This window comes from Enterobacter sp. 940_PEND (assembly GCF_001059415.1).
Classification (GTDB): domain Bacteria; phylum Pseudomonadota; class Gammaproteobacteria; order Enterobacterales; family Enterobacteriaceae; genus Enterobacter; species Enterobacter cloacae_M.
In genome coordinates this window covers 1-12,028 of sequence record NZ_JUMS01000014.1, presented here as the reverse complement: position 1 = coordinate 12,028, position 12,028 = coordinate 1, and the positions used below count along the sequence as shown (strand labels likewise).

The window sequence follows — 12,028 nt, the reverse complement described above, 5'->3', positions numbered from 1 at the left end:
AAATCACCGTTTGCTTAAAAATGGATTCTACCATCGCTTTTTCAGATATACAGCACTTTTTGACCTCAAAATACGCCGATTGTGCCTATTTTTTGATCAGCCAATCGTTTTCCTCAACATGTAGTAGATCACGATGCCCGCAACCACAAGACCGCCGCCAAAACGACGCAAAATATTATCCGGCAGCTGGCTCATCGTGGCGATCATTCGGCGCCAGGCGCGCGGATAAAGCATCGGTCCAAGACCTTCCAGCACCAGGACCAGGGCCAGTGCGAGCCAGATCGTTGAATTCATTTTTATTCCTTATAAAAGAAAACCACCGCTCCGTTGAGAGCGGTGGTTTGAATACTCAAACGAGCCTGAGTTTATCGCGTTGCGTTAGCCGGCGTCTTCATATAACGGAAGAAATCGCTGTCCGGGCTGAGCACCATGACATCCTGGTTGCTCTGGAAGCTATTCTCGTAAGCACGCAGGCTACGGATAAAGGCGTAGAAGTCAGGATCCTGGCTGAAAGCATCAGCGAACAGCTTCGCCGCTTCGGCATCGCCTTCACCGCGCAGGATACGGCCCTGGCGCTCAGATTCCGCCAGCGTCTTGGTGACTTCATAGTCCGCGGCTGCACGCAGCTTCTCAGCCTCTTCCTGACCCTGTGAACGGTGACGACGGGCTACCGCCTCACGCTCGGCGCGCATACGGTTGTAAATCGCCTCGGACACTTCAACTGGCAGGTTGATCTGCTTGATACGCACGTCAACCACTTCGATACCCAGCGCAGCCATACTGTTCGGGTTGATCACCGGCACTTTACCGTTAGTCTCCGCCTGAACGCGTTCAGCCGCTTTGGCAATCGCATCATCTGCTGCCGGCGTTGAAACTTCATCTTCAGTGCCCGCTGTACCAGAGTTCAGCGCATCGCGAACTTCCAGGGTCAGACGACCACGGGAGTCGGTCACAATGTCTTTCACATCCAGACGACCAATCTCGGAACGCAGACGGTCAGAGAACTTACGTTTCAGCAGCACTTCTGCCTGAGAAACGTCGCCGCCGCCCGTTGCCAGGAAGTAACGGCTGAAATCGCTGATGCGCCATTTGATATAGGAATCAACGATCAGGTCTTTCTTCTCTTTGGTCACGAAACGGTCGGCCTGGTTATCCATGGTCTGGATACGTGCATCCAGCGTTTTCACGGACTGAATGAACGGCACCTTGAAGTGCAGACCCGGCTCGTAAATCACCGGGCGTTTGTCGCCATCACGCACGACGCTGCTGAACTGGAACTTAATCCCACGCTCGCCTTCTTTCACCACAAAAATCGAGGTATAAAGCGCGACCAGTACGATGACGATGATCGCAATAACTGACTTACGCATCCTTATTCCCCCTGACGCTGGTAGTCGTTACGCTGCGCGTTAGCACGGCGTTGGTCCATAATGTCACCATCGTTCGAAGAAGGCGTTGTGTTCGTGCTGGCGCTGCCTGTTGAGGCTGGCGGCAGACGCAGCAGGTTGTTCGCGCCGCTGGTGTCGCCTTTCGCTGCTGGTGCAGAACCGCCTTTCAGCATCTGATCCAGCGGCAGAACCATCAGGTTTCCGCCTTTACTGTCGTTAACCAACACTTTGCGGGTGTGGCTCAGCACTTTTTCCATGGTCTCGATATAGAGACGCTCACGGGTAATTTCCGGTGCCGCTTTATATTCCGGCAGGATCTTCGCGAAGCGGGCCACTTCACCCTGAGCTTCCAGGATGGTCTGCGTTTTATACGCGCGCGCTTCTTCCAGAATACGCTGCGCCTGACCGTTAGCGCGTGGCTGAACTTCGTTGGTGTACGCTTCTGCTTCACGGATGTACTGCTGTTCGTTTTCACGGGCAGCAATCGCATCGTCAAATGCGGCTTTCACCTCTTCCGGCGGACGCGCAGCCTGGAAGTTGACGTCCAGCAGGGTAATACCCATGTTGTACGGACGAATGGTCTCTTCCAGCTCGCGCTGGGTATCGCTACGAATAACGGTACGACCTTCGGTCAGAATACGGTCCATGGTGTATTTACCGATCACACCGCGCAGGGCGCTGTCGGTCGCCTGACGCAGGCTGTCATCCGCGCTGGTCACGCTAAACAGATAACGCTCAGGATCGGTCACGCGGTACTGCACGTTCATCTCAACGCGCACCACGTTTTCGTCAGAAGTCAGCATCACGCCAGAGGCGGCCAGTTCACGGACGGATTCCACGTTTACCGCGGTCACGTCATCAATGAAGGTCGGCTTCCAGTTCAGACCCGGCTCAACCAGATGGCTGAACTTACCGAAACGGGTGACCACGCCGCGTTCTGCTTCTTTAATGGTGTAGAACCCGCTGGCTGCCCAGATGATGACTACCGCAGCGGCCACGATGCCCACTACGCGGCCACCCATTGGCGGGCGCGAACTCTGAGTGGAATTGCCACCCGAGCCAGAACCTTTTCCTCCGCCAAGGCCACCAAGCTTCTTGCTCAGTTTGCGGAAGATATCATCCAGATCCGGCGGCCCCTGCTCGCGACCACCTTTGTTGCCATTTCCCTCAGAGTTGCCGCCAGGTTTGCTGCTTCCCCACGGGTCGCGGTCTTGTCCGTTATTACCGGGCTGATTCCACGCCATGTATATGCTCCATATTTGTTATGCAAGGGCGAATTATTCAGGCATCCCCTTTCTGATCAGACGATATAGTCGACCAGCGCAGGTTCTTGTTTACAGAGGCGACGCCAGTCAACGATCGGCATACGCACCTGCATCCCCACGCTGCCGTCATCCTCCATCCACTCTTTTTCTATCGCCTGAAGCTGATAAAACCGGCTGCGCAGCCTGCCTTCCTGTGGCGGCAGTCGCAGCGTGTGCTGAGCTACCTCACCGGAAAGACGTTCTGTCAAAGCCTGGAAAAGCAGTGGCACACCAATACCGGTCTGGGCAGAAAGCCAGACCCGAATCGGTTTGTTTTCTTCATCTCTGTCGATACGCGGTTCGAAATCGTCCAGCATATCGATCTTATTCATGACCAACAGCGTTGGGATCTCGTGGGCGTCGATCTCTTCGAGCACCACGTTCACCGCGTCGATGTTCTCCTGCACGCGCACGTCTGCCGCATCAATCACGTGCAGCAGCAGAGTCGCCTGTCGCGTCTCCTGCAGGGTGGCTTTAAACGCCGCCACCAGGTCATGCGGCAGGTGGCGGATAAACCCTACGGTATCCGCCAGCACCGTTTCACCGACGTCTGCAACGTCAATACGGCGCAGCGTAGGGTCCAGGGTCGCAAACAGCTGGTCTGCGGCATAAACCTGGGCCTCGGTTATCTGGTTAAACAGGGTGGATTTACCGGCGTTGGTATAGCCCACCAGCGACACCGTCGGGATGTCGGCTTTGGTTCGCGCCCGACGCCCCTGTTCGCGCTGTTTCTCTACACGTTCCAGACGTGAAAGGATCTGGGTAATTCGGCCACGCAGCAAACGACGGTCGGTTTCGAGCTGGGTTTCACCCGGGCCGCGCAAACCAATCCCGCCTTTTTGTCTTTCAAGGTGTGTCCAGCCACGCACCAGACGCGTTGCCAGATGGCGCAGCTGCGCCAGCTCAACCTGCAGTTTCCCTTCGTGGGTACGTGCACGCTGAGCAAAAATATCTAAAATCAAACCCGTGCGATCGATAACACGGCATTCGCAAAGGGCTTCCAGGTTGCGCTCCTGGGCTGGAGACAGCGCATGATCAAACAACACGACTGACGCGCCGGTTGCTTTTACGGCATCCGCAATTTCGACTGCTTTACCTTCACCAACAAAATACTTTGGGTGCGGCGCTTTACGGCTACCGGTAATCACCTGCATTGCTTCGACACCGGCGGAAGAGACCAGAGATTCAAACTCCTGGAGGTCTTCCATATCTTTGTCTTGCGAAAAATAGATGTGTACCAGCACCGCCTGCTCACCGGCATCATAACGGTCAAACAAGCGTAAACCTCTCTAAAAAGATCAGCGGGGAACGCAGGATCCCTGGCTCCCCGTGTGGATAACAGTGCGAAACCTTATTCGGTTTCGTCGCTGTCCTGCGCCGGCGTTGAAGAACCCTGCGCGTTGCTGCCATGATGGTAGTTACTACCAGTGCCGCCGCCAGCGTTATTGCTGTGATGAGATACCGGACGGGACGGAACAACAGTAGAAATAGCGTGCTTGTAGACCATCTGACTGACCGTGTTTTTCAACAGAATCACAAACTGATCGAAAGACTCAATCTGACCTTGCAGCTTAATACCATTCACCAAATAAATAGAAACTGGAACACGTTCCCGACGCAATGCGTTCAGGAACGGATCTTGTAAAGATTGCCCCTTAGCCATTCTATCTTTTCCTTATATGCTTGTTTTGTACTTAGAACCTTGCGATTCTGAAAAATTGCGCACGATACGTCTCAATTGTACACATTCAGTGAGCGATATCACCAACAACCTCAATCACTTCGTTTAACGCCTGTTGCGGTTTTTCACTGTCTAACCAGTGAACACCCTCCCAACCGCGCAACCAGGTGATCTGGCGCTTCGCTAACTGTCTCGTGGCGCAAACACCTCTATAAACCATTTCATCGTATGAAATCTCACCTTCAAGATACGACCACATCTGGCGGTATCCCACACAACGAATGGAAGGCATGTCCGTATGCAAATCTCCACGGGCAAATAGCGCCCGCACTTCTGCTTCAAAATCTGAAGCTAACATCTGATGAAAACGCTGCTCAATTCGCTGATGGAGCAGTTCACGGCTCGCCGGGGCGATGGCGAACTGATGCACCTGATACGGCAGAGCGTCTCCTGACGTTTGCGTCAGTTCCGTTAAAGTTTTACCCGAAATGAAAAAAACTTCCAGTGCCCGGGAAAGCCTTTGCGGATCATTTGGATGGATCCGTGCTGCTGCAACCGGGTCAATCTCCGCCAGTTGCTGATGCAAAACGTCCCAACCCTGCTCTGCCGCCTGCTGCTCAATTTTCGCTCTTATTTCCGGATCCGCGGATGGCAGAGGTGACAACCCCTCCAGCAACGCCTTGAAATAGAGCATGGTTCCGCCAACCAACAGCGGTATACGTCCCGCCGCCGTTATCTCGGCCATTTCGGCTAAGGCATCCCGGCGGAAATCCGCTGCGGAATAGGCCTGAGCCGGGTCAAGAATATCCAGCAAACGGTGCGGTGCCGCACGCAGCTCTTCTGCGTCAGGCTTCGCCGTGCCGATGTCCATCCCTCGGTAGATGAGGGCGGAGTCGACGCTAATCAACTCTACAGGCAAAACTTTACGCAACTCAATGGCTAGCGCCGTTTTGCCGGAGGCCGTTGGGCCCATTAAAAAAATTGCCTTAGGCAGGCTCGCCTTACTTGCGTCAATCATGTTTCAGGGCGTTCATCGCCGTTTGTAAATCAACAGGTTGTAATAACCCACCCGGCGGCGTTTTCACCAGATGCGGACAGAGGCGTTCCACCTCCGCCAGCACGCTAATGGCCTGCGCCATACTCCACGACGCGTGTTCGCTTGCCAGATGGCGGGCGATCCACTGCGCGGTGTTGGCGGCATCAAACGATGTTTGCTGCGCCAGGTAGCCTATCAGTTCAGGAATCAAGTTTTGTAAATTTTGTTGGCGTAAGGGTAAAGGCACTGCACGAATTGTCACATGTTGTGGTTCGAGCACAGTTTCAATACCCATTTGCGCCAGCTGCGGCTCTGCGCGCTGCAATACCCTTGTTTCATCAGGGGATATTTTCAGCCGAACCGGAATTAAGAGCGGCTGCGCGCAGGCTGCATTTTCGCCTGGCGTAAGCTGCACCTGCTTGAGCCAGCGTTCGGCGACCGGCAGTGCCAGAAGCATCAGTTTGCCGTCACGTTCAAGCAGTGCCATATCGGGCGCGATAATCGTCAGCACCCGGCCAAAACTCTGGCTATGGCCGTCCAGAGAAGGCTGAGCGGCCGGAATGTGCTCTTTACGCTCCACGGCTGGCGTTTCCAGCAGCTTGCGGTACAACGCGCCCTGCTGCTTCTGATAGCCAGGCTGTGCATTCGGATAGTTCGCGCCCGTTGGCCGCGGTGCGCTCCCGGCCTGGGAGAAACGCGGAGCTTCCGGTTCACGCGCGACGGCAGGCTCCGCAAAATGGTTGCGGCCTGCCGCGACACGGTTTTCCGGCAGCGGACGCGGTGCAGGGGCGTCGTTCTCCAGCGGCAGCGTTGGCTCTGCCTGCTGCTGCAACACGGCGGCCACGCCCTGATAAATAAAGTCGTGAACCAGACGCGACTGGTGGAAACGCACCTCATGCTTGGCTGGATGAACGTTTACATCCACCTGATGGGGGTCGATTTCCAGATAAAGGACGAAAGCAGGCTGCTGATCGGCCCCGAGTTTGTCTTCGCAGGCCTGGCGAATCGCGTGATTGATGAGACGGTCGCGCATCATGCGGCCGTTCACGTAGCAATACTGAATTTCAGAGAACGCAGCACTGCTCGCGTTTGGATCGGCAACCCAGCCGCGTAAAGCCAGATCGCCGTGCTGCCACTCAATGGCCAGAGCCTGTTCCAGGAACGGCGTACCGCAGATCGCCCCCAAACGACGCTCTTTCTGTCCGCCTTCAGCCACCGCACGGTACTGGCGCATCACCTTGCCGTTATGGCTGAGATTAATGGTGACATCGAAACGGGCCAGCGCAATACGGCGAATGATCTCGTCGATATGGCCGAACTCGGTCTTCTCGGTACGCATAAACTTGCGTCGGGCGGGGGTGTTGTAGAACAGATCCAGGACTTCCAGCGTCGTGCCGACAGGGTGCGCCGCGGGTTTGACCGTCACATCCATATCGCGCCCTTCGGCGTAAGCCTGCCAGGCTTCCTGCTGTTCAGCGGTACGGGAGGTCAGCGTTAAGCGCGAAACGGAGCTGATACTGGCCAGCGCTTCGCCGCGAAAACCGAGGCTAATAATCGCTTCCAGATCGTCCAGAGAGGCGATTTTACTGGTGGCGTGACGAGCCAGCGCCAGCGCCAGCTCCTCTTTTTTAATGCCACAGCCGTTGTCGCGAATGCGGATAAGCTTCGCGCCACCGCGTTCGATATCAATATCGATGCGGGTTGCGCCCGCATCGAGGCTGTTTTCCACCAGCTCCTTCACCACCGACGCAGGGCGTTCCACCACCTCACCGGCGGCGATTTGGTTCGCGAGCTGCGGCGGTAGAACCTGAATCGGCATGAATTCTCCTTAGTTGGTCGCGGTCATCTCACCCGGCAGCGCTGCGCTGGCCGTCTGGGCAGAGCCGCTCTGTGGCGCAGACTGCAGAGGATGCGCCTCAAAATATTTGCGTAAACCGTTATAAATCGCTTCGGCAATTTGCTGCTGGTAACTGTCGCTTCCCAACAGACGCTCTTCACCGTTGTTACTGATAAAGCCCGTCTCCACAAGGATGGACGGGATATCTGGCGAGCGCAGAACGCCGAGGCTGGCATGTTCTGGACGGCGTTTATGCAGCACGCCAACGCTTTGCAGCTGGTTCAATACGTTAGTGGCGACATCATACCCGACGCGCTGAGAATGACCGAACTGTAAATCCAGCACCGCCTGGCTGAGGTACGGATCGGACTGGCTGTTCGCCAGCACGTCGCCCGCGCCGCCTAACAGTTCAGACTGCTTCTCATGCTCTTCCAGCCAGTTGGCCATTTCGCTGTTAGCGCGACGGTTCGACAGCACCCAAACCGAGGCGCCGGTCGCGCTACGATTCGGTGCGGCGTCCGCATGAATGGAGACCAGGAAGTTCGCGTTTTGCTTACGCGCAACGTCCGAGCGTCCCATTACGGAGATAAAGTAGTCCCCGTCGCGGGTCAACACGCCTTTAAACATAGGGTCGTCATTGAGCAGCGAACGCAGTTTACGCGCGATAGCGATAGTCACGTTTTTTTCTCGCGTGCCGCCAGGGCCAATCGCCCCCGGATCTTCCCCGCCGTGACCCGCATCAATGGCGATAATCACTTTGTCACCGCTGACCGTCGCGCGTCGCGCGCTGGCCACCGGACGCGTCACCGTATTGCTGCTGGTTGCCGCGGTAATGCGATCGTTCTGCGATTTAAACGGATTACGTGCAGGTTCAGAAGGACGCGGCGTATACACTGGTTCTTCCACGCGCTTCGCTACGACCGGCGGCGGTGGAGGCGGCGGCGGCGCGTCGGCATTGATGGTAAACACCACCGTATAGTTCGCCCCGTTTTGCTGCTTCACCGCCTTCGTTTTGCCCTTTTCGGTCAGATCAACCACCAGGCGTAACGACTGGCTATCCTGCGGCGTTCCCGAACGAATACTTTTCACAAGGTTGTTACCGCTGAACCGCAGCGGTAGCCCCTGGATCACGCCTGTTTGTTTGATATCCAGCGCCACGCTGTGGCTGTCTGGCTGTGAAAACGCATATTCAGGATCGCCCATAAAGCTGAACGTGATCCGGGCCTGGCTTTCGCCGTTTGATACCTGAATATCTGAGAGGTTTGCCGCCCCGGCCTGCGCGCACAGCAGCACGGTGGCAGCCAACAACCAACCTTTAACGCGATTTATCATCCCGTCATCCCTACGCTTAACCGGCCAGTCGCGCCAGTAAGGAACTGCCTGATGAGGAAACAGCACTGATGCGTGCCTCACGCCCTTGTGCCTGGTAATCTAAGTGAATTTCGACATCCGGGTCAGGCAGCACACCCGCACCTTGTTGCGGCCACTCCACCAGGCAAATGGCGTCGTTGGCAAAATAATCACGGATCCCCATAAATTCCAGCTCCTCAGGATCCGCAAGGCGGTATAAATCGAAGTGGTACACCATGAGATTTTCAAGGGTGTACGGTTCAACCAGCGTGTAGGTTGGGCTTTTCACATTCCCGTTATGCCCTAACGCCTGCAAAAAACCCCGGCTGAAGGTGGTTTTACCCGCACCTAAATCACCATACAGATAAATGACGGTTGCCCCCTGACAGGCCTGCGCCACGCGCTTGCCGAGTTCTAAAGTGGCTTGTTCATCAGGTAAAGGAATCGCTCGATTAGTCATTTTCTACGTCAATCACATCCGGGTTAACAACACGCCGCAGCGTGCAAAAAAGATCGGTGGCCAGCATGCCGCGTGTACCGTAACGCGCGGCCAGTTTATCCGCCGCGACACCGTGGGCCACGCAGCCCGCGCAGGCTGCATCATAAAGGGGAAGTTTCTGTCCAAGCAATGCGCCAATGATGCCGGAAAGCACATCGCCCATGCCGCCGCTTGCCATGCCCGCATTTCCGGCATCGATAATGCCCTGCGTCTCGTCACTGGCGACAACGGTTCCTGCCCCTTTCAAAACAGCAACACCTCCGTAACGTTTTACCAGACGCTGAGCAGAAAGTAAGCGATCGCTTTCGATTTCTGCCACGCTGCAGTTAAGCAGGCGCGCGGCTTCGCCGGGGTGTGGCGTCAGAATGCGATTGTGACGCTTATCGGGGTTTATTGCCAGAAGGTTAAGCGCGTCGGCATCCCACAGCATCGGTTTACGAAAATTCTCGACCTTTTGCAGGGCCTGTTTACCCCATGCCTGCTGTCCAAGCCCGGGGCCGATCGCCACCACGTCCGCCCATTCCAGGCTTTCTTCAAGCGACTGAGGCGTAAGCTCATGGACCATCAGCTCCGGTCGGGCCGTAACGATCGGCGCTATATTCTCAATGCGAGTGAGTACTCGCACTAATCCGGCACCGCAGCGCAGAGCCGCTTCGCCGGTCATGCGAATCGCACCTGCCGTACCACGATCGCCGCCAATAATCACTAGCCTGCCATGATCGCCCTTATGGGACGTTGGTCGGCGCGGCGGGAGCCACGCTGCAAGCTGCGACGCATCAAAACGCGCGAGGTACGTTTCCTGCCCGGCCAGCCAGCTCTCCAGCCCCAGCGCATGGTGGTGCAAAACGCCAACGACGTCTCGTGCTTTACCGGTCAGTAGCCCCGGCTTGAGGGCGATGAAGGTTACCGTATGTGCAGCCTGAATGACCGCTCCCGGCGTCGCGCCGGTTTGTGCGATCAGGCCTGAGGGAATATCCAGGGCGACGACCGGCGCGGAGTGTCTGTTAGCGTGTTCAATCAGGGCGGCAATGTTCTCGCGAGGCGCACTGCGTAGCCCGGTACCCAGCAGACCGTCAACAATCAGATCCACCTCTTCCGGCCAGACGATATCAGGCGCATGAATCACACCGCCTGCGTTAAGCCACGCCTCCCGCGCCGCGCTGGCCTCTTCCGGCAGCGGTTTATCACTCTCCAGGGCCAGCAACGTCACGCGGATACCTGCCGCAACCGCGAGACGGGCGACGACGTAGCCGTCGCCGCCGTTATTGCCGTGACCGCACAGAATCAGCCAGCGGGCGGCCTGAGGGTACGCGCTGCGGGCAACATTAAACGCCGCCTCACCCGCGCGCAGCATCAGTTCAAAAAGGGTAATCCCGAGGCTGTCTGCGGCCTCTTTTTCGGCGCGCCGGAGGTCATCCGCATGCCAGATGGAATGTGGTATACTTGCGGGGTTTTTCTTCACCGTATGGTCCGTCATGTCACAGCCCCTCGATCTCAATGAATTAGCGCAAAAAATAAAACAGTGGGGTGCTGAGCTTGGCTTCCAGAAGGTGGGTATTACCGATACCGACCTTTCCGCCAGCGAGCCAAAACTGCAGGCCTGGCTGGACAAACAATACCACGGCGAAATGGAGTGGATGGCGCGTCATGGCATGATGCGCGCCCGCCCTCACGAGCTTTTGCCGGGCACATTACGCGTCATCAGCGTGCGCATGAACTATCTGCCCGCCAACGCGGCCTTTGCGCGCACGCTAAAAAATCCCTCTCTGGGTTACGTCAGCCGGTACGCCATGGGGCGTGATTACCATAAGCTCTTGCGTAACCGTTTAAAAAAACTCGGGGAAACTATTCAGCAGCACTGTGTTTCGCTGAATTTTAGACCCTTTGTCGATTCTGCGCCTATTCTTGAGCGCCCGATCGCCGAAAAAGCCGGGCTTGGCTGGACAGGTAAGCACTCACTTATCCTTAGCCGCGACGCCGGATCGTTCTTCTTCCTGGGTGAACTGCTGATTGATTTACCGCTGCCGGTAGACGGCCCGGTAGAGGAAGGCTGCGGCCGCTGCGTGGCCTGCATGACCATCTGCCCGACGGGTGCCATCGTCGAGCCTTACACCGTTGATGCGCGCCGCTGCATCTCCTACCTCACTATCGAACTGGAAGGAGCCATTCCAGAGGAATTTCGACCGCTTATCGGCAACCGCATCTACGGCTGCGACGACTGCCAGCTGATCTGCCCGTGGAACCGCTATTCGCAGCTCACGGACGAAGAGGATTTCAGCCCGCGTAAGGCGCTGCATGCGCCTCAGCTCGTTGAGCTGTTCGCCTGGACCGAAGCCTGGTTCCTGAAAGTGACGGAAGGTTCGGCCATTCGCCGTATCGGTCATCTGCGCTGGCTGCGTAATGTTGCCGTCGCGCTGGGTAATGCCCCGTGGGATGAAGCCAATATTCGGGCGCTTGAAAGCCGTAGAGGTGAGCACCCACTTCTTGATGAGCACATAGAATGGGCGATTGCGCAGCAAATAGAGAAGCGTAATGCCTGCGCGATCGAGGTGCAGCTACCGAAGAAACAGCGTCTGGTGCGGGTGATTGAAAAAGGGCTTCCGCGGGATGCCTGAACTATTCACAGCCTGTGAATAAAATTACAAACTCAAGCGCCATCTGGGCTGGAGAAGAGGTCAAGTGATCTCAATAACATTTTGAAATGAAAATTTATTCACTAAATACAGTGCGTTACAAAGATATTATTCACCCTGCTAAGCTTTAACCCTGTTACGGTTAAGCGTAGTTTCTGTGGATAACTCTGTTCACAATAGTATTTCAGAGACAATAGAAAACGTCCCCAACGACTCTTTTCGCTGTGGATATTTTAGAGATTAAGAAGAATTTGGAGCGGGAAACGAGACTCGAACTCGCGACCCCGACCTTGGCAAGGT

General features: G+C 56.1%; 11 protein-coding genes. 1 reads left to right on the top strand and 10 read right to left on the bottom strand.

The window, feature by feature from the left end; genetic code table 11:
• Positions 1–96: 96 nt before the first annotated feature.
• From ADJ24_RS03210 to nnr, 10 genes are all read right to left on the bottom strand, one after another.
• A complete protein-coding gene (locus ADJ24_RS03210; RefSeq protein WP_003855996.1) occupies positions 97–294 on the bottom strand; it encodes a DUF2065 domain-containing protein in 198 nt (65 codons plus the stop codon).
• 71 nt (positions 295–365) lie between these two features.
• Positions 366–1,370, bottom strand: coding sequence for a protease modulator HflC (gene hflC, locus ADJ24_RS03205; RefSeq protein ID WP_023310138.1), 1,005 nt, complete (start codon positions 1,368–1,370; stop codon positions 366–368).
• 2 nt (positions 1,371–1,372) lie between these two features.
• On the bottom strand, positions 1,373–2,632 hold the full coding sequence (gene hflK / locus ADJ24_RS03200) for an FtsH protease activity modulator HflK (protein WP_023310137.1): 1,260 nt from the start codon (positions 2,630–2,632) through the stop codon (positions 1,373–1,375).
• A 56-nt stretch (positions 2,633–2,688) separates the two neighbouring features.
• Entirely contained in the window at positions 2,689–3,969 is a 1,281-nt protein-coding gene (gene hflX / locus ADJ24_RS03195) for a ribosome rescue GTPase HflX (protein WP_023310136.1), read from the bottom strand.
• A gap of 74 nt (positions 3,970–4,043) precedes the next feature.
• Positions 4,044–4,355 (bottom strand): RNA chaperone Hfq, encoded by a 312-nt coding sequence (gene hfq, locus ADJ24_RS03190; protein ID WP_008502919.1) that lies wholly within the window; start codon positions 4,353–4,355, stop codon positions 4,044–4,046.
• Positions 4,356–4,440: 85 nt separating this feature from the next.
• Entirely contained in the window at positions 4,441–5,391 is a 951-nt protein-coding gene (gene miaA / locus ADJ24_RS03185) for a tRNA (adenosine(37)-N6)-dimethylallyltransferase MiaA (RefSeq protein WP_023310135.1), read from the bottom strand.
• On the bottom strand, positions 5,384–7,228 hold the full coding sequence (gene mutL, locus ADJ24_RS03180; protein WP_023310134.1) for a DNA mismatch repair endonuclease MutL: 1,845 nt from the start codon (positions 7,226–7,228) through the stop codon (positions 5,384–5,386). The genes miaA and mutL overlap by 8 nt, the downstream gene beginning before the upstream one ends.
• Before the next feature lie 9 nt (positions 7,229–7,237).
• Positions 7,238–8,578, bottom strand: coding sequence for an N-acetylmuramoyl-L-alanine amidase AmiB (gene amiB, locus ADJ24_RS03175; protein ID WP_032668030.1), 1,341 nt, complete (start codon positions 8,576–8,578; stop codon positions 7,238–7,240).
• A gap of 16 nt (positions 8,579–8,594) precedes the next feature.
• Entirely contained in the window at positions 8,595–9,056 is a 462-nt protein-coding gene (gene tsaE / locus ADJ24_RS03170) for a tRNA (adenosine(37)-N6)-threonylcarbamoyltransferase complex ATPase subunit type 1 TsaE (protein WP_013095283.1), read from the bottom strand.
• Complete coding sequence (gene nnr, locus ADJ24_RS03165; protein ID WP_032668028.1) at positions 9,049–10,572, bottom strand: bifunctional ADP-dependent NAD(P)H-hydrate dehydratase/NAD(P)H-hydrate epimerase; 1,524 nt, start codon at positions 10,570–10,572, stop codon at positions 9,049–9,051. The genes tsaE and nnr overlap by 8 nt, the downstream gene beginning before the upstream one ends.
• On the opposite strand from nnr, the gene queG reads away from it, so the two are divergent.
• On the top strand, positions 10,571–11,710 hold the full coding sequence (gene queG / locus ADJ24_RS03160) for a tRNA epoxyqueuosine(34) reductase QueG (protein ID WP_023310131.1): 1,140 nt from the start codon (positions 10,571–10,573) through the stop codon (positions 11,708–11,710). The genes nnr and queG overlap by 2 nt on opposite strands.
• Positions 11,711–12,028 lie beyond the last annotated feature (318 nt).

Bases quoted from the DNA above. Each gene is read 5' to 3' on its own strand.
- tsaE (WP_013095283.1), bottom strand. From the start codon at position 9,056: ATGACTAATCGAGCGATTCCTTTACCTGATGAACAAGCCACTTTAGAA.
- mutL (WP_023310134.1), bottom strand. From the start codon at position 7,228: ATGCCGATTCAGGTTCTACCGCCGCAGCTCGCGAACCAAATCGCCGCC.
- queG (WP_023310131.1), top strand. From the start codon at position 10,571: ATGTCACAGCCCCTCGATCTCAATGAATTAGCGCAAAAAATAAAACAG.
- hflC (WP_023310138.1), bottom strand. From the start codon at position 1,370: ATGCGTAAGTCAGTTATTGCGATCATCGTCATCGTACTGGTCGCGCTT.
- hfq (WP_008502919.1), bottom strand. From the start codon at position 4,355: ATGGCTAAGGGGCAATCTTTACAAGATCCGTTCCTGAACGCATTGCGT.
- hflK (WP_023310137.1), bottom strand. From the start codon at position 2,632: ATGGCGTGGAATCAGCCCGGTAATAACGGACAAGACCGCGACCCGTGG.
- ADJ24_RS03210 (WP_003855996.1), bottom strand. From the start codon at position 294: ATGAATTCAACGATCTGGCTCGCACTGGCCCTGGTCCTGGTGCTGGAA.
- amiB (WP_032668030.1), bottom strand. From the start codon at position 8,578: ATGATAAATCGCGTTAAAGGTTGGTTGTTGGCTGCCACCGTGCTGCTG.
- nnr (WP_032668028.1), bottom strand. From the start codon at position 10,572: ATGACGGACCATACGGTGAAGAAAAACCCCGCAAGTATACCACATTCC.
- miaA (WP_023310135.1), bottom strand. From the start codon at position 5,391: ATGATTGACGCAAGTAAGGCGAGCCTGCCTAAGGCAATTTTTTTAATG.